General features: G+C 67.0%; 18 protein-coding genes. 8 read left to right on the forward strand and 10 right to left on the reverse strand.

What is annotated here, in order from left to right; all coding sequences use genetic code 11:
* Positions 1–70: 70 nt before the first annotated feature.
* The 10 genes from LKE50_00005 to sufC all read right to left on the reverse strand — a co-directional run bounded on the left by LKE50_00005 (position 71) and on the right by sufC (position 7,685).
* A complete protein-coding gene (locus LKE50_00005) occupies positions 71–301 on the reverse strand; it encodes a hypothetical protein (GenBank protein ID MCH3967026.1) in 231 nt (76 codons plus the stop codon).
* Between the two features lie 269 nt (positions 302–570).
* Positions 571–1,293 carry a thioesterase gene (locus LKE50_00010; GenBank protein MCH3967027.1) on the reverse strand — a complete coding sequence of 241 codons (723 nt, stop codon included), beginning with the start codon at positions 1,291–1,293 and terminating at the stop codon, positions 571–573.
* Positions 1,294–1,368: 75 nt separating this feature from the next.
* The gene (locus LKE50_00015; GenBank protein ID MCH3967028.1) at positions 1,369–1,953 is read right to left on the reverse strand and encodes a nitroreductase family protein; all 585 of its coding nucleotides are present in this window, start codon (positions 1,951–1,953) and stop codon (positions 1,369–1,371) included.
* A gap of 110 nt (positions 1,954–2,063) precedes the next feature.
* Positions 2,064–2,213: a hypothetical protein gene (locus LKE50_00020; protein ID MCH3967029.1), complete on the reverse strand. Its 150-nt coding sequence runs from the start codon at positions 2,211–2,213 to the stop codon at positions 2,064–2,066.
* Entirely contained in the window at positions 2,210–2,623 is a 414-nt protein-coding gene (locus LKE50_00025) for an Rrf2 family transcriptional regulator (GenBank protein ID MCH3967030.1), read from the reverse strand. The genes LKE50_00020 and LKE50_00025 overlap by 4 nt, the downstream gene beginning before the upstream one ends.
* Before the next feature lie 27 nt (positions 2,624–2,650).
* Positions 2,651–3,142: an SUF system NifU family Fe-S cluster assembly protein gene (locus LKE50_00030; GenBank protein ID MCH3967031.1), complete on the reverse strand. Its 492-nt coding sequence runs from the start codon at positions 3,140–3,142 to the stop codon at positions 2,651–2,653.
* Complete coding sequence (locus LKE50_00035) at positions 3,129–4,397, reverse strand: SufS family cysteine desulfurase (protein MCH3967032.1); 1,269 nt, start codon at positions 4,395–4,397, stop codon at positions 3,129–3,131. Before LKE50_00035 ends, LKE50_00030 begins: the two co-directional genes overlap by 14 nt.
* Complete coding sequence (locus LKE50_00040; protein ID MCH3967033.1) at positions 4,394–5,464, reverse strand: SufD family Fe-S cluster assembly protein; 1,071 nt, start codon at positions 5,462–5,464, stop codon at positions 4,394–4,396. Before LKE50_00040 ends, LKE50_00035 begins: the two co-directional genes overlap by 4 nt.
* Positions 5,461–6,870 (reverse strand): Fe-S cluster assembly protein SufB, encoded by a 1,410-nt coding sequence (gene sufB, locus LKE50_00045; protein MCH3967034.1) that lies wholly within the window; start codon positions 6,868–6,870, stop codon positions 5,461–5,463. The genes LKE50_00040 and sufB overlap by 4 nt, the downstream gene beginning before the upstream one ends.
* A complete protein-coding gene (gene sufC / locus LKE50_00050; GenBank protein ID MCH3967035.1) occupies positions 6,867–7,685 on the reverse strand; it encodes a Fe-S cluster assembly ATPase SufC in 819 nt (272 codons plus the stop codon). Before sufC ends, sufB begins: the two co-directional genes overlap by 4 nt.
* Positions 7,686–7,931: 246 nt before the next feature.
* On the opposite strand from sufC, the gene LKE50_00055 reads away from it, so the two are divergent.
* The 8 genes from LKE50_00055 to LKE50_00090 all read left to right on the forward strand — a co-directional run bounded on the left by LKE50_00055 (position 7,932) and on the right by LKE50_00090 (position 20,292).
* A complete protein-coding gene (locus tag LKE50_00055; protein ID MCH3967036.1) occupies positions 7,932–8,306 on the forward strand; it encodes a hypothetical protein in 375 nt (124 codons plus the stop codon).
* Between the two features lie 130 nt (positions 8,307–8,436).
* Positions 8,437–8,982 (forward strand): hypothetical protein, encoded by a 546-nt coding sequence (locus LKE50_00060; protein MCH3967037.1) that lies wholly within the window; start codon positions 8,437–8,439, stop codon positions 8,980–8,982.
* Between the two features lie 123 nt (positions 8,983–9,105).
* Positions 9,106–11,679, forward strand: a complete 2,574-nt coding sequence (locus tag LKE50_00065; GenBank protein ID MCH3967038.1) for a LuxR C-terminal-related transcriptional regulator — start codon at positions 9,106–9,108, stop codon at positions 11,677–11,679.
* 258 nt (positions 11,680–11,937) lie between these two features.
* A complete protein-coding gene (cysK, locus tag LKE50_00070; GenBank protein MCH3967039.1) occupies positions 11,938–12,846 on the forward strand; it encodes a cysteine synthase A in 909 nt (302 codons plus the stop codon).
* A 203-nt stretch (positions 12,847–13,049) separates the two neighbouring features.
* Positions 13,050–16,775 carry a phosphoribosylformylglycinamidine synthase gene (locus LKE50_00075; GenBank protein ID MCH3967040.1) on the forward strand — a complete coding sequence of 1,242 codons (3,726 nt, stop codon included), beginning with the start codon at positions 13,050–13,052 and terminating at the stop codon, positions 16,773–16,775.
* Positions 16,776–17,047: 272 nt separating this feature from the next.
* A complete protein-coding gene (locus LKE50_00080; protein ID MCH3967041.1) occupies positions 17,048–17,911 on the forward strand; it encodes a polyphosphate polymerase domain-containing protein in 864 nt (287 codons plus the stop codon).
* Positions 17,904–18,599 (forward strand): DUF4956 domain-containing protein, encoded by a 696-nt coding sequence (locus tag LKE50_00085; protein MCH3967042.1) that lies wholly within the window; start codon positions 17,904–17,906, stop codon positions 18,597–18,599. Before LKE50_00080 ends, LKE50_00085 begins: the two co-directional genes overlap by 8 nt.
* Positions 18,589–20,292, forward strand: a complete 1,704-nt coding sequence (locus LKE50_00090; protein ID MCH3967043.1) for a carbohydrate-binding domain-containing protein — start codon at positions 18,589–18,591, stop codon at positions 20,290–20,292. The genes LKE50_00085 and LKE50_00090 overlap by 11 nt, the downstream gene beginning before the upstream one ends.
* The last annotated feature ends 26 nt before the right edge of the window (positions 20,293–20,318 follow it).

Genomic DNA, 20,318 nt, shown 5'->3' on the forward strand with positions numbered 1-20,318 from the left:
GTGGCAAGGGCAGCACGGCACGGGCGGCGCAGCCCACCATGGTCGCCGGGGCCCGCCGCGGGGTCGTGACCTAGCGGATGCCGCCGCCGAGCTCGTAGTGACGAGCGGCCTGCTCTGCGTTGATCTCGCTGATCTCCTTGAGGCCATCGACATAGGGCTGGAAGCGGTCGAACTGGTCGCCCGCACCCAGGCTGCAGCCGCTGCAGGTCTCGCAGCCCTCGCCGCAGAAATCGAGCGACGCACGGATGATCTCGACCCGCTGCTCGCGTGTGGTGTCCTTGATCAGGATGCTCTCTGCCATGATGCTTCCCCTCTGGCCGGACGCGGCCTCGTCTGTTGGCACCGACGGTAGCAGACGCATGTGATGGCCACGTCGCAACGTATGGGGATGCGGGGTGGGCGGCCGCCGGTCACTCTGGGCAGGCAACGCGAGTCGGTGGGCACGTTGCCTGGCGATGGTGACCCTGGGCGGGGCCATGTGGGGCACCATCGGTCACTCTGGGCAGGCAACGCGGGCCGACATGCACGTTGCCTGGCGATGGTGACCCTAGGTGGAGACGAACCCGGCCCCTACACGCGCAGGCGTACCACCGCATATGACTTGCCCGCCTCGTCGGTCAGGTTGACCACGCAGCCGTCCTCGGTCATGTGGACCGACGGCACGATGACGTCACCCAGCACCGCCGCCGTGCAGTACTGGACGTCAATCTCCCTGGGGGCCTTGCCATGGGCCTTCTGGTCGTCAAGCGCCGCAAGGGCCATCTCGACGTACTGGGCGTTGTTGACGTGATGGTTGGTATCGAGGTATGCCCTGCTCACCAGGATGGCGTCGCGAGGCGAGCCCTCGCCCTCCACCGGGATGCGCCGCTTGATGGGCCTCATGCCGAGGTCCGGCGCCGCGGGGTCGAGATAGGCCTGGAACTCCTCCTCGCGCATCGGCAGGGGACGGTTCCTCTCGGTATCGAGGAGGAACCACAGCGACTCGGCCCGCACGAGGACGTCACCCGAGTCACCCGTCACCGTGAAGCATCGGGTGCCGAACATGCGGTCATGGGACTTGGCCCAGGTCGAGATGCGGATATGGTCGGCGAAGGCAGGAAGATCCACGATCTCGATATCCCATGCGGCCAGGAGCCAGGCGAAGCCGTTCTCGCGCATGTAGTCGAAGCCCCGGCCGATCGAGCAGGCCTGGAACGTCGAGCAGTCCTGCAGGTAGTTGATGAGCCCAAGCACGGAGAGATGGGCCGACTCGTCCGTCTCGCTGTAGCGCACCGTGCTGTCAAACGAGTACATGCCCACCCCCGACGTCCTGTCGCAGGGAGCCCGTTGCCCCTGCCTGCATATCTGCCATACCCCCGCACGCCACGCCTATACCAACAGGTCGTCAAGCTCCAGCTTGGGGACGTGGTTCACGCCGGCCTCGTCAAGCCAGTAGGCCTGGCCGTGGTCGGCGTCCACCGGCTCGAGCACGGGGGTCTCGGCAGGGCGCCCCAAGGCGAGCAGGAGCACCGGAGCGAAGCCCTTCTCGAGAAGGCCGAGATCAGCCCCGAGAGAGGCGCTGTAACTCTTGATCATGCAGCCGCCGATGCCTGCCGCCGTCGCGGCCAGCATGATGGTCTGCGCCGCGATGCCGGCGTCGAGGTTGTGGAGGGGTTTGTCCTCCATGCCCGCCGGCATGCAGATCACGATGTAACCCGTGGGACGCTCGCCAGCGGCAGGGCCGTCCCAGTCGGCGATGAGACCTGCCCAGTGGTGCGATGCCTCGATGCGCGCTACCTCTTCTGCCTCGGCTGTCACATAGAAGCGCAGGAGCTGCAGGTTGTTGGCGCTAGGAGCGAAGCGTGCGACGTCCACCAGCGCGAGGAGGTCCTCGGACGTGACGGGGTTCTCCTCGTCGAAGCGTCGGCATGAGCGAGAGGAACGGACGAGCTGCGCGAAGTCGTCCTGTGTCATGGGGCCTCCTTGGTCGCGTGCCGTTCCTCACAGGATAGTCCGAAACGGCCGTCGGTCCCCCGCGGATGGCAGGAGACCGACGGATGAGGGGCAATGGACGGTGGAGCGGTCTATCGTACGGCCCCGTCCGCGGGCCACACGCGCACGAGTTCCTCGCACACCACCGGCATGTCGGGCGAGAAGGCCCATGCCCCATGGCCGGCCACCGCGGCATCGGGGTTCGCAGCCACGTGATCGTCCCACATCCGCCGCTCGGTCAAGACGTCTCCACGATGTCCGCGAGCGTCTTGCCGTCGAGATATCCTGCCGTGACCTCGCCGAGCTCACGCCACATGGGACGCGTGGGACAGGTCTCGGCACGGGGGCAGAGCTCTGAGGAGGTGCAGTCCAGGCAGGCGACCGGCGCCAGGCTCCCGCCCTCGGCAGCACGGAGGATCTCGCCCAGCGTGTAGTCCTTGGGCGCACGGGACAACTTGTAGCCGCCGCCCTTGCCACGCTGGGAGCTGACCAGGTCGGCCAGGGAGAGCAGGTGCATGACCTGCTCGAGGTACTTCCGTGAGATGTCCTGCCTCTGCGACACGTCGCCGAGCGAGACCCACCCGTCATGGACGGCAAGGTCCGCCATGACGCGCAACGCGTAGCGACCCTTCGTCGAGAACATGCCAGCCATCGTGCCCCCTTCCGTCGTATGTCCAGCTTAGCGCAGCCGGGGCGCCGCGACGTTCGCAGGCTCCCCATCCGCGAGCATTTCCTCGAGCGTGCGCCACGCCAGCTCGGCACACTTCACGCGCGCGGGCATATGGGCCACCGAGACGAGCGAGGCCGCCTCGTCGAGGGGCTCGAGCGCCGCAGGGTCACTCACCTCGCCGCGGACCATCTCCCCGAAGAGATGGCATACCTCGGCTGCCTCGGCGGGGGTACGCCCCAGCATGGCATCGCAGGCCATGTCGGCAGATCCCTGGCAGACGGCACATCCCGTGCCCTGCCAGGCGGCGTCCGCGATGGTGCCGTCCGAGGCCAGCTCGAGCGAGAGCGTGAGGTCGTCGCCACAGCTGGGGTTCACGCCCTCATGGCTGCAGCACGACCGCGCGAGCTCCTCATGATGGTCGGGGTTGGTGACGTGCTCCATGAGGGCACCGGAATAGAGCGAGGCCGACCCCTGCGAGACGTTCCTCTCAGTCGTTGCCATGGAAGACCTCCCATACGTAGGCGAGCCCGTCGACAAGGGCGTCGACGTCACGCCGGTCGTTGTAGATGCCCACGGAGGCGCGGCAGCAGGTGCCCAGCCCGAGCCAGGCAAGCAGCGGTTGCGCGCAGTGGTGCCCCGCGCGTATCGCCACGTCGCGCGCGTCGCCGAGGATGCCCGCCACGTCGTGGGGATGGATGCCGCGGAGGTTGAACGAGACGACCCCATGGTGCGCCGTCGGGTCGGGCGAGCCCACGAGCTCGACGATTCGATTGCCGGCGGCGTCCGTGAGGCTGGCAAGCCCCTCCATGAGCGCGGCCACGAGCGTGGCCTCCCGCGCCTCGATGGTCTGCCAGCCGATGCCCTCGAGGTAGTCGAGCGCGACGCCGGTGGCATAGATCCCCGCCGCATCCTGCGTGCCCGCCTCGAACTTCTGCGGTACGGGGGCCCACACCGCGCCACCCTCCGTCACGGAGTCGATCATCTCGCCGCCCGTGAGGAAGGGCGGCATGGCCTCGAGCAGCTCGCGCCTGCCCCAGAGCACGCCCACCCCCATGGGACCCCCCAGCTTATGGGCCGAGAGGGCCACGAGGTCGGCCCCGAGCGCGACGACGTCGAGCGGCATGTGGGCCGCGGACTGTGCCGCGTCCAGCACCACGGTGGCTCCCATGGCATGGGCACGGCGGGCGATGGCCGGGACGGGCAGCTCGCAGCCGAGCACGTTCGAGACGTGCGCGACCGAGACGACCCGTGCGTGCGGGCCGATCTTCTCGGCAATCTCGCCCTCGGTGATGCGGCCCTGGGCGTCGGGGCGCAGGAAGACCAGATGGGCCCCCGTAGCTGCACAGACCTGCTGCCAGGGCACGAGGTTGGAGTGGTGCTCCATGATCGAGACCACGACCTCGTCGCCCGACTGGAGCACGGAGCCGCCCAGCGACGAGGCCACGAGGTTGAGTGACTCGGAGGTGTTGCGGGTGAAGACGACCTCGCTCGGGTCCGCGGCGCCCAGGAAGCGGGCCACATGGCCACGGACGTCATCGATGGCCTCGGTCGCCGCCACCGAGAGCGGGTAGAGGCCCCGCAGCGGGTTGGCGTTCATCGTCTCATAGAAGCGGCGCTGGGCGTCGAGCACCACAGCCGGGCGCTGCGCCGTGGCCGCCGTGTCGAGGTAGGTGAGGCCGGGATGACCCGCCAGCAGCGGGAAGTCCGCCCGGTAGGGGTTGGTCGATATGTCGGAGGCATCCGTGGGACGGCTCATGACCTGGTCGCCTCCCCTGCGGCCGACGTGGCTGGTACGAGGTCGGCCGCAAGGTCGGCATCCAGCGTGCCGGCGAAGCGGACCACCGCCTCGCGCGCCGGGCCATGTGTCTTGTCGGCCGCACGACGGACCAGCGACTCGCGCACCAACGCGGCGGCATCGGCCCGCGTGAGGCCACGGGCCACCAGGTAGGAGAGCTGCTCGCCCGCGACGGTGCCGATGGTGGCGCCGTGGTCGGCCGCGACGTCCTCCTCGTCGCAGAGGATGGTGGGAAGCGAGCGGTTGGAGACGTCCTCGCCAGCCAGCACCACCACCTCAGACTCCTGCCCCCGCGACCCCTTGCAACCATGACGCAGGTCGATGGTCTGGCGACTCGACTTGGCCGCATGCTCCCCCACCACGCCCGAGGCCTCGATGTGGGCACGCGTGTCATGCCCCCGCTGCCAGACCTGCTGGCCGAAGTCGACCGAGTGGGCCTCGTCTGCGAGGTAGCGCATGGTGAGGCGCGCGCTCGAGGCGTCACCGGCGAGGTCCGCGAGGCTCCCGAGCGCCGACGTGCCCGCGCCGAGCAGGTACTGCGTGACGTCCAGATGGGCACCCGTGCCGAGCGTCGCGCCGAGGCTGTCGAGGTACTGGTCCCTCTCGCCCAGGGCGACGACCGACGTGACGTCCACGTGGGCACGTGCGGAGAGCACGAGGCGGAGCTGCGAGCCGAAGGTCTTGGAGGCCTGGGCGTCGGCTGCCACCACGGTGACGTGGACGGTCGCCCCCTCGCCCACGATGATGCCGCACGAGCGGACCGGCGTCGTGGCGTCCATGCGGAGCTCCAGGTGAGCCGTCGTGCGCGCGGGCACCTCGATGAGGCGGGCCCGGGGCGCCATGGCGTCGAGCCAGGCCGTGGCCTCCGGGCCGGCGCCGCAGCTGACCCGCGCGACCCGCCCGTCGAGCACGACCTCCCTCTTCGAGGAGGCCGGCGCCGGCACCTCGAGGGTCGTGTCGTTCACGCGGAGTCGGTTCCAGGTCTGGGTCGGCGTGGCATCCACGCCGGAGAGTGTGACGGTGCTCATCCTATGGCCCCTTCCATCTCGAGCTTGATGAGGTTGTTCATCTCGACGGCGTACTCGAGCGGCAGCTCCTTCGAGATGGGGTTGGCGAACCCGTTGACCACCAGGGTGCGGGCCTCCTGCTCGGTCATGCCGCGAGCCATGAGGTAGCCCACCGTGTCGTCCGAGATGCGGCCAATCGTGGCCTCATGGCCCACCTGGGCGTCACCGCGTCGCACGTCCATGGCCGGGATGGTGTCCGAGCGGCTACGGTCGTCGAGCATGAGCGACTGGCAGCTCACCGTGGCCGTGGCATGGGCGGCCTCGGGCGTGACCACCACGGCGCTCCTGAAGGTGGAGACGCCGCCGTCCTTCGAGAGCGACTTCGTCGAGACGGACGCCGTGCAGTCGGGAGCCGCGAGCACGACCTTGCAGCCGGTGTCGAGGTCCTGCCCGCCACCGGCGAAGGTGATGGACGTGAACTCGCACGTGGCCTTCTCGCCAGCCAGGATCGAGGTGGGATACAGGTAGCTCACGTGGCTGCCGAACGACCCCGAGACCCACTCGATGTCGCCGCCGGCCTCGACGCGCGCCCGCTTGGTGTTGAGGTTGTACATGTTCTTTGACCAGTTCTCGATGGTCGAGTAGCGCAGATGGGCGTCGCGCCCCACATAGAGCTCGACGCAGCCGGCATGGAGGTTGGCCACGTTGTACTTGGGAGCCGAGCAACCCTCTATGAAGTGCAGGCTCGCCCCCGGCTCCACCACGATGAGCGTGTGCTCGAACTGGCCGGCACCCGCAGCATTGAGGCGGAAGTAGCTCTGGAGCGGGAAGTCCAGGCTCACGCCCGCAGGCACGTAGACGAAGGAGCCGCCACTCCACACGGCACCATGGAGGGCCGCGAACTTGTGGTCGCTGGCCGGCACCAGGTGCATGAAGCGCTCGCGGATGAGGTCCTCGTAGGGACCATGGAGCGCCTCCTCGATGCCCGAGTAGACCACGCCCTGCTCTGCGACCTCGTCGCGCATGTTGTGGTACACGAGCTCCGAGTCATACTGGGCGCCCACGCCGGCCAGGCTCGTGCGCTCGGCCTCGGGGATCCCCAGGCGCTCGAAGGTGTCCTTGATGTCGGCCGGGACGTCGTCCCAGTCGGCCGACTCGCCCGCGTTGGCCGTGACGTAGGTCGAGATGTGGTCCATGTCGAGGCCGGCGATGGAGGGGCCCCAGTTCCTGGGCATGTCGAGCTTGCGGTAGGTCTCGAGCGAGGCGAGCCGCAGGTCGAGCATCCAGGAGGGCTCGTCCTTGCGCCTCGAGATGCGCTCCACGACCTCGGGTGTGAGGCCGTCGGCGAAGCGCTCGTAGCCCGCGCTGGCAGGCTCGGGCTTCACGAAGTCGTAGAGGCTCGCGTCGACCTCGGCGACCGCGCTCATAGCGAGGCCGCCATCTGTGGGACGGATGCCTCGAGGCGCTCGAAGCCCTCCGCGTCGATCCGGCCGATGAGGCTCGCGTCACCCTCGGCCACGAGGCGGCCGTCCACCATGACGTGGGTACGGTCGACGTCGAGGCGCTCGAGGATGCGCGTGTTGTGCGTGATCACGAGGAGCGTGCCCGCACAGTCGGCGCGATAGGCCTCGATGCCGGCCGAGACCACGCCCAGGGCGTCGACGTCCAGGCCGGAGTCGGTCTCGTCCAGGATGGCGAGCTTGGGACGCAGGAGCAGCAGCTGGAGCATCTCGACCTTCTTGCGCTCCCCTCCCGAGAAGCCCACGTTGAGGTCGCGCGTGAGCCATGACTCGTCCATGTCGAGGCGCGCACAGAGCTCCGAGAGGTGGGCTCGGAAGGCCCGCCCGCCCATCTTGAGCTCGGGGCGCTTCTGGCAGATCGTGCGCAGGAAGCTGTAGAGCTGGACGCCTGGCACCTCCACGGGAGCCTGCCACGAGAGGAAGATGCCCGCGAGCGAGCGGACGTCGGGCGTGGCATGCGTGAGGTCCTGGCCGTCGAGCACGACGCTGCCGGAGCCCACCACGTAGGCGGGGTCGCCCATGATGACATGGCCGAGCGTGGACTTCCCGGCCCCGTTGGGGCCCATGAGGACGTGGCACTCGCCATGGCCGAGCGTGAGATCGATGCCATGGAGCAGCTCCTTCTTGCCCGCCGAGGCCGTGAGGCCCGAGACGACGAGAAGGTCCTCCCCGCCCTGGCATCGGGTCCCTGACATGGCGCCGTCGATGACTTCCTGGGGCATATGTGCCTCCCTGTCCGAATGTGCCTCTCGGCACGCGTATTAATCCTACTTGTCGTATGGGATTCTAATCCAGCATGTGACAGATAACAACACCTATTTGGTAGGATTATGGAGGGGTACCGTTCCACAGCAACGGATGCGTACCTTCTGGCACAACCCCCCTCTCAAATACTTTGGTATGAGGCTCCCTGCGAGCCCCTCGGCTAGTCTCCCGCCAAGGAGGCTTCGACCAGGAAAGGGGACAGGATGGCATTCGGATTCAAGCTCAAGACCGTAAGGACCAAGAACTCCTATGCGAGCAACGAGGAGCTCTTCGAGCGCATCAAGGACGAGGAGTTCGAGGCGGGGGCACCGAAGCTCGCGAAGAACGGCCTCACCGAGATCATCGTGTTCCCGCCGCTCGACCGACAGAACCAGGTCTGGGTCATGATGGCCGGAAAGAACAAGATCCAGGTTCAGAAGTCGGAGCTTGTGGGCGCCGGGAACATGGCGGCCAACGAGGTGCTCGAGCAGGTCACCGGGGGCATCTTCGGCATGAAGTCGATCATGGGCAAGAATGCGAAGCACATCGAGCAGCTCGTCGTGGCCACTGCCGACGAGCTTGAGGCCCTTGGCCTCTGACCAAGTCGGAACCCAGCAATTACAGGCTGACAAGATGCCTGTACAAGAATGAGAGGAACCAGCGTGAACAAGCACATCATCCATGAGGCATCCGTCCTTGGCGTCGCCCTGACCCTGATGGGCCTCCCGCTTGCCGGCTGCGGCTCAACCACGCAGAGCAACGCATCGGGAGCGGGCACCAGCAGCACCACCGCCTCGACGAGCGCGGCGGACCTCGACGAGCGCGGCGACGACCTCGAAGTCGTCCTCGGCTACGACGACGAGCGAGACCAGCGAGTCCACCGAGAGCGACACGACCGAGTTCTCGATCAGCGAGAGCGAGATCGCCGAGGCCTATGTGGGCACCGACGAGGCCGGCGAGGCCGTCTACTGGATCTGCAACGCGGACGGCAGCAAGGCCGGGCTCTTCATCATCACGAGCTCGGGCGACTATGTGAGCTTCCTCGGGCCGACCGAGGTCGACGGGAACATCATCACCGTCACCGACGCCGTGACCGGCAACGCCTGCGCCATCGGCGTGAGCACGAATGACGACGGCAGCATCGCGGTCACGGGCTCCGTCGCGACGACCGACGGTGCGACGGCAGACTTCAACACCACCTTCGTCCCATGCGACATCTCGCAGGCGTTCTCGATCCTCCAAGGCGTCAGCGAGTATGCAAACATGATTGCATAATACAAACAACATGCTTTTATGAAAGATGTACCATGGTTCTTCGCTCATGGCCTTGTCGTCCATCGTACGCCGAAGCACCGACACGCCGCTGGCTGTGTCGGTGCTTCTTTGCGAGGAACCAGCATGTCTCCCCTTCCCACCAGCACATACCTCACTGACGACCTCTGCGAGTTGTTCGGTGACGCAGTCGAGGGGTGCCGCATCATCATGTTCAGCGCGCCCACTGGCTGCGGCAAGTCCGTCCAGTCACGGGGGCTCCTTCGTCTATACGGCATCCCGTTTGTGGAATGCCATGGTTCCGAGGCCGACCTGGCCGAACATATAGAGAGCGGCATCGGAAGAGACGGCCACGCCGTGAGCGACCGGGGCGAGACGACTCTTCCCCCTGGGGACAGGGGCGTCCGCAGGGGCACCTGTCGTCGCGATGCCGTCCTGGTTGACGACCTCCAGCTCCTTGCATCACCATCCGACCAGCGCGTCCTTGCCGAGCTGATCGCCACTCATCCAGAGACGCTGTTCGTCCTTTGCGGCCGCTGCCCTCTGCCGGCATGGCTGTCCTCCTTCGAGGCCGCCCGCCAGACGCTGACCATCGAGCCAGAGGATCTCGTCCTCGACGAGGCGTCGCTCAGGCGCCTGTTCGATGGCCGTCATGCCAAGCATACGGACGATCTGCTCCATGAGATTATTGGATACACAAAGGGATATCCCCTGCTGACAAGCATCCTCATGGAGGGTCTTCGCAAGCAGCACGCAAGGGGAAACGACCTCGTCCTCTCGGACGAGCTCAAGGAACGGAGCATGCTCCGGCTCTACTCCTTTTACGACGAGATGGTCTATCGGGCCTTCACCGCGGACGAGAGGCACCTGCTCCTGTGCCTTGCGCCATTCGACCACCTCGACGATGGGTTCGCAGTCGCGCTGACAGGCGACTCCCGGGCCCCACAGATGATAGCCAGGCTACGGGTCGAGACGCGCATGTTCCGTACCAACTCATTGTCGACCCTCTCATTCTGGTCCGTCTTCCAGTCGTACCTCCTCTGGAGGATGCGTAAGGACTGGTCGTCGGACGAGCGCGAGGAGGTCTACTCGAACGCCGCGGGGTACTTCGAGGCATCGGGAGACATCGTCGATGCCGTCAAGTGCTACGACCTCTACGAGAACCGTGAGAAGGTCATCGAGCTCCTTTCACGACACTCCAGAAAGAACCCTCGCATGGGAAGCTATCGCGAGCTTGCGCCCTACTATTTCTCGCTCACGGACCAAGAGGCCCGTGTGTCTCCGGACCTCATGTCCGGACTCAGCATGGCCGAGATGCTGTTCGGGAACTATGAAAGGTCAGACCATTGGTATGACGTCCTAAGCGAATGCGTGAGCTCGGCTGATACCACTCCCCAAGATCGCAAGCAGGCCCAGTCCGACCTCTACTACCTTGACATGGCCCTCCTACAAAGGACCTCCGGCCAGGAGACCGGGCTCATCATCTCGATGGTCAAGGCGATCGCCTCGGGGCTGCTCGACCGCGAGTCCTTCTCGTTCTCGGTCACGAGCGGCCTGCCTTCGATTCTCAACGGGGGAAGGGACTTCAGCGCCTGGGTCGGTCGGGACCGACTGCTCTACAAGACGATGGCCAAGCCCATCGTGAGCCTCCTCGGCAAGGACGGGGCGGGACTCCCGCTCTGCGCCATCACGGAGAGCCTCTTCGAGAAGGGCGAGGAGGTCAGTCCGTACATCGTGAGCCTCGCATCAAGCGTCCCGGACGTAAGGCTCAGGGGGACGCCCGACATCGAGTATGCCATCGTCGGACTTCTCGCTCGCATCCACATCGCTCGGAATCGCCCACAGGAGGCACGTTCCCTCGTAGCCGACCTTCAAAGGCAGTTCCTCGCCGATGGCGACAGCGCCTTCCTCCCCAACATCGAGGCGAGCATCGTCCGTATCGCCCTTTACCAAGGAGATGGCGCCACGTGGAAGAGATGGCTGGCGACACGGGCACCGAAGGTGACGCTCAGCCCCTATGGCATGGATCGGTACCTCTATCAGACCCTTGCATTGGCCTACCTTGCCGAAGGCAAGAACGAGGCAGTACTCCTGGCGATGGCCCCTTGGCGCACCGTCTTCGAGAGATGCAATCGCACCATCGACCTCATCGGCCTCCATGCGCTCACCGCAATCGCCCTCTACAGGGCGGCATGCCCAAGCGAGGCACGGGGCGCGTCCGATGCCCACATGCACGCCCCCTCTCCGGACCAGGTCCCCCACCAAGGGTCCCCATATGCTCCAGGCCCCGTCCCGTCGAGCTGGTCGATGGAACTGGCGAAGGCGTTGGAGGGGGCGCACGAGTTCGGATACGTTCGGCCCATCTCGCAGTATGGCATCGCGATCCTCCCGCTCCTCGAGCGCTGCGGCTACGGAGGGGACCCCGAATGGTTCGATGACGTCATGTCAGACACCCGGCTCAGGGCAACCTATTACCCGCGCTATCTGCAACCTCGCCATAAGCTCTTGGAACCGCTCACCTCTACCGAGCAGAAGGTCCTGAGGCTGCTCGCCGGCGACATGTCGAACGCACGGATCGGAGAGGTCCTGGACATCAAGCTCCCGACCGTCAAGACCCACGTAAGCCATATCATGCAGAAGCTCGACGTCTCGTCGCGAGCACAGGCCAAGACGGCCGCACGGGAGATGGACCTCCTCTAGGCCACGGTCACACGAGATGGCACAGGTGGGCCGAGGGGCCTGGCCGTCCCCACCCATGCCCTGCCTTCCACCTTCCACCTTCCGAGCGTCGGCATCAGCCGGTCTTGGCCCGTCCGAAAGAGAAACTCTTTAATTCCTACTTGTTTACTAGGTCTTGAAGTGGCACACTGTCTCACCAACGGACGGCGACGGCCCACGACACGACTCGGCCATGGTCTGGCGTACACTCGTCCGGAAGCAACGACCAGGGAGGTCATCATGCACGTAGCAAACCACGTAGAGGCCCTCATCGGGCAAACCCCACTCATCGACCTGTCCGACCTCTGCGACGGCGCCGCCCACGTGCTCGGCAAGTACGAGGCCACCAACCCCGGCGGCTCGGTCAAGGACCGCGTGGCCAAGGCCATGCTCGACGCCGCCGAGAATGACGGCACGCTGAAGCCCGGCGGCACCGTGATCGAGCCCACCAGCGGCAACACCGGCGTGGGCCTTGCCATGCTCACGGCAGCCCGCGGCTACAAGATGGTCCTCACCATGCCCGAGACCATGAGCATCGAGCGCCGTAAGCTCGCTGCCGCCTATGGTGCCCAGATCGTGCTCACCCCCGGCAAGGACGGGATGGCCGGCGCCGTGGCCAAGGCCAAGGAGCTCCAGGCCGCCACTCCCGGCTCCATCATCGCCGGGCAGTTCGACAACCCCGCAAACCCCCAGGCCCACTACGAGACCACCGGCCCCGAGATCTGGCGCGACACCGAGGGTGCCGTGGACGCCATCGTGGCCGGCGTGGGCACGGGTGGCACCGTCTCTGGTACCGGCCGCTTCCTGAAGGAGCACAAGGCCAGCGTGCACGTGGTGGCCGTGGAGCCCTCAGAGAGCCAGGTGCTCGCCGGAGGCGCTGCCGGACCTCATAAGATCCAGGGCATCGGCGCGAACTTCGTGCCAGGCAACTTCGACCGCGACGTGGTCGACGAGATCCTGCCCGTGCCGTCCGACGAGGCCGTCTCCACCAAGGCCACGCTCGCCGACAACGAGGGCCTGCTCGTGGGCATCTCGTCAGGTGCCGCCGTGTGGGCTGCCGTGCAGCTGGCCAAGCGCCCCGAGTTCGCCGGCAAGACCATCGTGGCGATCCTGCCCGACACCGGCGAGAGGTACCTCTCGATGCAGTAGCGCCGAGACGAGACGAGGCATCGGGGGCCCGTCGGCAGAACGCCGGCGGGCCCTTCTCGGCGGTGATGAGATCGTGCCATGCCTCATGGCGCCGTCACGTAACGGGCCGGTCACATCAGGCCGATTTGCCCTCCCCGCAGGCGCGCCCCCGTCGTACCATAAGAGGGTCGCATCGGAGCACGCCCACCTGGAAGGGTCTTGCCATGGTCTCCCGTATCTACGTTGAGAAGAAGTCCGGATTCGACGTCGAGGCATCCCAGCTCACACACGAGCTCAAGGGCATCCTCGGCATCTCGGGCCTCACGCAGGTCCGCATCGTCAACCGCTACGACGTGGAGGGCATCGACGAGGGGCTCTTCTCGACCTGCGTCCCCACCGTCTTCTCGGAGCCCCAGGTCGACGTCGCGACCACCGACCAGCCCGACGCTGCCGGCGCCACCGTCTTCGCGGTGGAGTACCTGCCTGGGCAGTTCGACCAGCGTGCCGACTCCGCCAGCCAATGCATCCAGCTCATCAGCCAGGGAGCCCGTCCCGACGTGCGCTCGGCCAAGCTCTACTACCTCGCCGGCACCCTCACGCCCGAAGACGTCGAGGCCGTGAAGTCCTACGTGATCAACCCCGTCGAGGCCCGCGAGGCCTCGCTCGAGACGCGCGCGACCCTCAAGATGAACGTGGCCGTGCCCACCACCGTCGAGACCCTGACCGGCTTCCGCACCATGGACGAGGCGGCGCTCGCGGCCTTCATCGACGAGCGCGGCCTTGCCATGGACCTCGCCGACCTCGCCTTCTGCCAGGAGTACTTCACCGGCGAGCAGCGCGACCCCACCATCACCGAGATCAAGATGATCGACACCTACTGGTCGGACCACTGCCGCCACACCACCTTCGGCACGATCCTCGACGACGTCGCCATCGACGACGACATCGTGCAGAAGGCCTTCGACGCCTACCTGGCCATGCGCCACGAGCTCGGGCGTGACGAGAAGCCCGTCTGCCTCATGGACATGGGCACCATCGGCGCCAAGTGGCTCAAGCACCAGGGTGTCCTCAAGAACCTCGACGAGTCCGAGGAGATCAACGCCTGCACCGTCAAGGTCAAGGTCGACGTGGACGGCGAGGACCAGGACTGGCTCTTCCTCTTCAAGAACGAGACCCACAACCACCCCACCGAGATCGAGCCCTTCGGTGGCGCCGCCACGTGCATCGGCGGGGCCATCCGCGACCCGCTCTCGGGCCGCAGCTACGTCTACCAGGCCATGCGCGTGACCGGCGCGGCCGACCCCACGGTCCCCGTGGCCGACACCCTTCCCGGCAAGCTCCCCCAGCGCAAGCTCGTGACCACGGCCGCGGCCGGCTACTCCAGCTACGGCAACCAGATCGGCCTCGCCACCGGCAAGGTCGACGAGCTCTACCACCCGGGCTATGCCGCAAAGCGCATGGAGATCGGCGCCGTGGTGGGAGCCACGCCGGCCGACCACGTGCGCCGCGAGGAGCCGGCGCCCGGCGACGTGATCGTGCTTCTCGGCGGGCGTACCGGCCGTGACGGCATCGGTGGTGCCACGGGAAGCTCCAAGGCCCACAACCTCGACAGCCTCGAGGAGTGCGGTGCCGAGGTCCAGAAGGGCAACCCCACGGTCGAGCGCAAGCTCCAGCGCCTGTTCCGCCGCGAGGATGCCTGCCGCCTCATCAAGCGCTGCAACGACTTCGGCGCAGGCGGCGTGTCCGTGGCCATCGGCGAGCTGGCCGACGGCCTGGCCATCGACCTCGACCGCGTCCCCAAGAAGTACGAGGGCCTCGACGGCACCGAGCTCGCCATCTCCGAGAGCCAGGAGCGCATGGCCGTGGCGCTCGCCCCGGAGGACGTCGACACCTTCATCGGCTATGCCCATGACGAGAACCTCGAGGCCACCGTCGTCGCCTCGGTCACGCAGCAGAAGCGTCTCACGATGACATGGGACGGCGCCACCATCGTGGACGTGAGCCGTGAGTTCCTCTCGTCCAACGGCGCCCCCAAGCACCAGCGCGTCCACGTGGAGGCGGCCAAGCCCTACTCCCGCACGTGGGAGGGCGACACCCTCGAGAGTCGCATGACCTCCCTCGTGAGCGACCTCAACGTCTGCTCCAACAAGGGCCTCTCCGAGCGCTTCGACTCCACCATCGGTGCCGCCACGGTCCTCATGCCCTTCGGCGGCGCACGTCAGCTCACCCCGGCGCTCGGCATGGCCGCCAAGCTCCCCGTCGACGGCGAGACGACCACCTGCTCCGGCATGGCCTGGGGCTTCAACCCCTACCTCATGGAGGCCGACCAGTTCGCAGGCGCCTACCTCTCGGTGGTCGAGAGCATGGCCAAGCTCGTGGCCACGGGCTTCGAGCACGAGAACGCCTACCTCAGCTTCCAGGAGTACTTCGAGCGCCTGCGCGACGAGGCCGAGCGCTGGGGCAAGCCCTGCGCGGCCGTGCTCGGAGCCCTCATGGCCCAGGTCGACCTGGGCGTGGGCGCCATCGGCGGCAAGGACTCCATGAGCGGAAGCTTCGAGCAGCTCGACGTGCCACCGACCCTCGTGAGCTTCGCCACCGCCGTGGGCACCGTCGACCACGTGACCTCCCCCGAGTGGAAGCAGGCCGGCTCGCGCCTGGTGGCGCTCGTCCCCCGCTACGCCCATGGCGGCCTCATGCCCGAGGCGGCCGGCGTGCTCGAGGCCTTCTCGATGGTCGAGGGACTCATCGCCGACGGCTCCGCACGTGCCGTGACCACGCCAGGCTACGGCGGCATGGCCGAGGCGCTCTTCAAGAGCTGCCTTGGCAACCGCATCGGCATCGAGCTGGCCGCTGACTTCCCGGCGGACGCCCTGTTCGACCCGGCCTATGCCACCATGGTCGTCGAGCTTGCCGACGGTGCCACGCTGCCCGAGGCGACCGAGAGGGTCGCCGTGGTCCAGATCGGCCACACCACCGAGTCCTACCAGCTCGTGGCTGCCGGCGAGACGATCGACCTCGCCAAGCTCGAGGGGGCCTGGGCACGACCGCTCGAGGAGGTCTTCCCGTACCGCGCCGCCGGCGAGACGGTCACCACCCTCAACCACCAGCAGTCGGGCAGCCATGAGCGCCACAGCGCCACCCATGTGGCCAGGCCGCACGTCATCATCCCCGTGTTCCCCGGCACCAACTGCGAGTACGACTCCGCGCGCGCCTTCGAGCGTGCCGGCGCCGACGTCTCGACGCTCGTCATCAAGAACCTCACGCCCCAGAGCGTGGCCGAGAGCTGCGAGGCCCTCGTCTCCGAGATCCGTCGCAGCCAGATCGTCATGCTGCCCGGCGGCTTCTCGGGCGGCGACGAGCCCGACGGGTCCGCCAAGTTCATCACGGCCTTCTTCCGCGCGCCGGCCGTCACCGAGGCGGTACGTGACCTGCTGCAGGCACGCGATGGCCTCATGCTCGGCATCTGCAACGGCTTCCAGGCGCTCGTGAAGCTCGGGCTGGTCCCCTACGGCGACATCCGCCCCATGGACGACGCCTGCCCCACGCTCACGTTCAACACCATCGGACGTCACCAGAGCCGACTCGTGCGCACCCGCGTGGCGAGCGACCTGTCACCGTGGCTCAGCAAGTGCGAGGTCGGCGACATCCACACCGTGGCCATCAGCCATGGAGAGGGACGCTTCGTCGCAAGCCCCGACCTGCTCGCGCGTCTGGAGGGGGCAGGCCAGGTGGCGACCCAGTATGTGGACGCCGACGGCGTGCCGTCGCTCGACCTCGACGTGTGCCCCAACGGCTCGGTCGACGCCATCGAGGGCATCACGAGCCCCGACGGTCGTGTGCTGGGCAAGATGGGTCACACCGAGCGTAGCGGCCACGGCCTCTACGAGAACGTCCCCGGTGACTGCTTCCAGCCGCTCATCGAGGGTGGCGTCGCGTACTTCACCGACTAGCACCCTGGTCACAGTCCTCCAAAGGGACCCGCAGCAGCCCATCCGGGGCCGCTGCGGGTCCCTTCTTCAGACCGGTGGACGACCTTGCCCCTTCAGCTTCCTGGCACCTTGAATTCAGCTCCCCAAAAACGTTGCGCAAGCGGCGAGCATTCGGGGGAACTGTCCTCTCACCTGCCCTTCCACCCCCTACTCTGATGATGGGAAGGCAGCATCCCCCATCTCGACGTGCCTCCCCGTGCCACGCACACCCCACCGGACGAGGAGCGACGGACATGGCAGACACCCTTCCCCCGAACCAGCTCGTCTTCAAGCGCAACGAGGTGAAGTACCTCCTCGGCCCCAAGGAGCGCGGCGCGCTCGAGGGCGCGATGGAGGACCGCATGGCCTTGGACGAGCATGGCCAATCCATGGTCACGAGCATCTACTTCGACACGCCCACGGGCCTGCTCTGCCGGCGCTCCCTCGAGGGTGGCCCCTACAAGGAGAAGCTCCGCGTGCGCGCCTACGGACCGGTCATGCCCGACTCGTCGGCCTTCGTCGAGATCAAGAAGAAGTGCCGCGGCATCGTCTACAAGCGCCGCGTGGCGGTGAGGGCCGCAGGTACCCTGTCGGCGCTCACCGACCATCGCTGTGACAGGCTCCTGCCCCCCGACGGCCATGACGCAGGTCCCACCGACCGCCAGATCCTCTCCGAGATCGACTACCTCCTCGGACGCTACCGCGGGATGTCCCCTGCCTTCTGCATCACCTACCTGCGCAAGGCCTTCCTCGCCAGCGACGGCTCCGACCTCAGGATGACCCTCGACACCGACATCCGCTGGTATGCCTGCACCCCGGACGGCGGAAGCTCATGGACCGAGGGCCTCGCCTCCCCCCAGGGCTCACCGTTGCTCGGGACCGGCGAGGGCCTCCTCGAGCTGAAGACCGCCTTCGCGGCCCCCCTCTGGCTCACCCACCTGTTCGACCGGCTCCGGGTCCGCCCCACGTCCTTCTCGAAGGTAGGCCGTGCCTTCATGGCCGACGAGGCGGCACATCTTGCCCCGGCGGCCCTCCACCTTGCCACGCTCCCGAACATGGGGGCCGAGTCTGACCATGACACCCATCCTGACCACCTAGGGAGCCTTCGCTATGCCTGACCTCTTCTCGAGCGTCTTCGCCACCACGTCCACCACCACCGAGACGCTCTCGGTAGGTGGGTTCCTCGCCTGCGTCGGCGTCGCGCTGCTCATCGGACTCTTCCTCGCCTACGTGCATGCGCGGTCGAGCAGGGCCTCCAAGAGCTTCACGACCACCATCGCCCTGCTCCCTGCCATCGTCTGCGTCGTCATCATGATGGTGAACGGCAACATCGGTGCCGGCGTGGCCGTGGCCGGCGCCTTCAGCCTCGTCCGCTTCCGCTCGGCCCCCGGCACCGCCCGCGAGATCTGCTCGATCTTCCTCGCTATGGGCACCGGCCTCATCTGTGGCATGGGATACCTGGGCTATGCGGTCCTGTTCGCCGTCGTCCTGGGCTTCGTGATGCTCTTCTACAACCGCATCGGCCTGGGAGGAGAGGGGTCCGGCAAGCTCACCCTTGCCATCACCATCCCCGAGGGCCTCGACTACGTGGGCGAGTTCGATGACCTCTTCGAGACGTTCACCTCGGCCCATGAGCTCATGGGCGTCAAGACCACCAACATGGGCAGCATGTACAAGCTCACCTACGCCATCGTCATGCACAACGACGATGCCCAGCAGGCCTTCATCGACCAGCTGCGCTGCCGCAACGGCAACCTCGAGATCTCGATCACCCATCCCCAGGAGGAGGTCGGCTATGAGCTCTAGGACCAGGACCGCGCCTGCGCTCGCCCTCACCTGCGTGCTCGCACTCGGCCTCAGCGCCTGCTCGGGCAGCGGCACGACCACGGCTGCCACGACGACCGCATCCTCGACCGAGGCCTCCACGTCGTCCGATGCCACCACCGACACCGGCACGACCACGACCGTCGCCGCGACCGACCTCGACACCACGAGCATGTTCACCGACCGCGACCTCTCGGGCAAGACCGACAGCACCTCGGCCACCATCACCCTCTCGGGCTCAGGCGCCACGAGCACCTCGAGCTCGGGCGTCTCGATCGACGGGAGCACCATCACCATCACCGACGAGGGCACCTATGTCATCACCGGCTCCGGCACCGACGTGCAGGTCGTGGTCGCAGCCGAGGACACCGACAAGGTCCAGCTCGTCCTCGACGGCGCCACGATCCAGAACTCGACCCTGCCCGCCATCCGCGTGGCCACGGCCGACAAGGTCTTCCTCACCATGGCCGACGGGACCACCAACGCGCTCTCCGTGAGCGGGACCGTGGCCGACCCGTCCGACGAGAAGGCCGACGCCGTGGTCTTCTCGCACGACGACCTGACCGTGAACGGGACCGGCGCCCTGAAGGTCAGCGCCCAGGGGGGCCATGGCATAGTCTCGAAGGACGACCTGGTCTGCGCCGGCGTGACACTCGAGGCCGACGCCTCGGGAGCCTGCCTGAAGGCCAACAACAGCGTGCGCATCGCAAGCGGGACCTACACCCTCACCTCTGACGACGACACCATCCATGCCGACTCCAACGACACCGTCGGCGGCTTCGTCTACATCCAGGACGGCACCTTCACCCTGGACGCGGGCGATGACGCGATCCATGCCGACGGGGCCACCCTCGTGGCCGGCGGCACCGTGGACGTCGAGAGGAGCTACGAGGGCATAGAGGGGACGACCGTGGCGCTGACGGGAGGCGACGTGACCGTCGTCTCGAGCGATGACGGCATCAACGCCGCATCCTCCGACGCCTCGGGCGACACGAGCACCGACCAGGTCGCGGCCGGCAACACCACCACCTCCACGGGTTCGGGCCAGGGTGGCCAGCAGGGTGGTGCCATGCAGGACTTCCACTCCAACGACTCCGCCAACGCCAGCAGCGGCGGCATGATGATGGACACGGACGACAGCTGCGTGGTCACCATCTCGGGTGGCACCCTCACCATCACGGCCTCGGGTGATGGCATCGACTCCAACGGCACCGTCGACGTCACCGGAGGCACGACCTACGTCTATGGCCCCGAGAGCGGTGGCAACAGCTCGCTGGACTATGGCACGGGGGCCACGATCTCGGGCGGCACCTTCCTCGCCGCGGGTTCGACCGGCATGGCCGAGAACTTCACCGACGGCACGCAGTGCACGGGCCTCGTGACCCTCTCCGGCTCGGCGGGTGACACCATCACCGTGAGTGACTCGTCCGGCACCACCATCGCACGCACGACGGTCGCCGCGTCGTACGGCTGCGTCATCGTGAGCTCGCCCGACCTGACCCAGGGTTCCACCTATACCGTGAGCAACGGCAGCACGAGCACGCAGGTCACCTTCGACAGCACGATCGAGAGCAGCATCTCGGGCGGCGGCACCAACATGGGCGGCGGACAGACCTCTGGTGGCATGGGCAGCGGGCAGGCCCCTGGCCAGAAGTCGTCCTCGAGCGCAGCCTAAGGCCGCCCACCGCGCATGTTTGCGTT

The sequence above is a fragment of the Atopobiaceae bacterium genome, from assembly GCA_022483015.1.
GTDB lineage: Bacteria > Actinomycetota > Coriobacteriia > Coriobacteriales > Atopobiaceae > JALCUE01.

What these genes read in the sequence shown, in the direction of transcription:
- LKE50_00005 (MCH3967026.1), bottom strand. Translation starts at nt 301, where the DNA reads ATGGCAGAGAGCATCCTGATCAAGGACACCACACGCGAGCAGCGGGTC.
- LKE50_00010 (MCH3967027.1), bottom strand. Translation starts at nt 1,293, where the DNA reads ATGTACTCGTTTGACAGCACGGTGCGCTACAGCGAGACGGACGAGTCG.
- LKE50_00015 (MCH3967028.1), bottom strand. Translation starts at nt 1,953, where the DNA reads ATGACACAGGACGACTTCGCGCAGCTCGTCCGTTCCTCTCGCTCATGC.
- LKE50_00025 (MCH3967030.1), bottom strand. Translation starts at nt 2,623, where the DNA reads ATGGCTGGCATGTTCTCGACGAAGGGTCGCTACGCGTTGCGCGTCATG.
- LKE50_00030 (MCH3967031.1), bottom strand. Translation starts at nt 3,142, where the DNA reads ATGGCAACGACTGAGAGGAACGTCTCGCAGGGGTCGGCCTCGCTCTAT.
- LKE50_00035 (MCH3967032.1), bottom strand. Translation starts at nt 4,397, where the DNA reads ATGAGCCGTCCCACGGATGCCTCCGACATATCGACCAACCCCTACCGG.
- LKE50_00040 (MCH3967033.1), bottom strand. Translation starts at nt 5,464, where the DNA reads ATGAGCACCGTCACACTCTCCGGCGTGGATGCCACGCCGACCCAGACC.
- sufB (MCH3967034.1), bottom strand. Translation starts at nt 6,870, where the DNA reads ATGAGCGCGGTCGCCGAGGTCGACGCGAGCCTCTACGACTTCGTGAAG.
- sufC (MCH3967035.1), bottom strand. Translation starts at nt 7,685, where the DNA reads ATGCCCCAGGAAGTCATCGACGGCGCCATGTCAGGGACCCGATGCCAG.
- LKE50_00055 (MCH3967036.1), top strand. Translation starts at nt 7,932, where the DNA reads ATGGCATTCGGATTCAAGCTCAAGACCGTAAGGACCAAGAACTCCTAT.
- LKE50_00065 (MCH3967038.1), top strand. Translation starts at nt 9,106, where the DNA reads ATGTCTCCCCTTCCCACCAGCACATACCTCACTGACGACCTCTGCGAG.
- cysK (MCH3967039.1), top strand. Translation starts at nt 11,938, where the DNA reads ATGCACGTAGCAAACCACGTAGAGGCCCTCATCGGGCAAACCCCACTC.
- LKE50_00075 (MCH3967040.1), top strand. Translation starts at nt 13,050, where the DNA reads ATGGTCTCCCGTATCTACGTTGAGAAGAAGTCCGGATTCGACGTCGAG.
- LKE50_00080 (MCH3967041.1), top strand. Translation starts at nt 17,048, where the DNA reads ATGGCAGACACCCTTCCCCCGAACCAGCTCGTCTTCAAGCGCAACGAG.
- LKE50_00085 (MCH3967042.1), top strand. Translation starts at nt 17,904, where the DNA reads ATGCCTGACCTCTTCTCGAGCGTCTTCGCCACCACGTCCACCACCACC.
- LKE50_00090 (MCH3967043.1), top strand. Translation starts at nt 18,589, where the DNA reads ATGAGCTCTAGGACCAGGACCGCGCCTGCGCTCGCCCTCACCTGCGTG.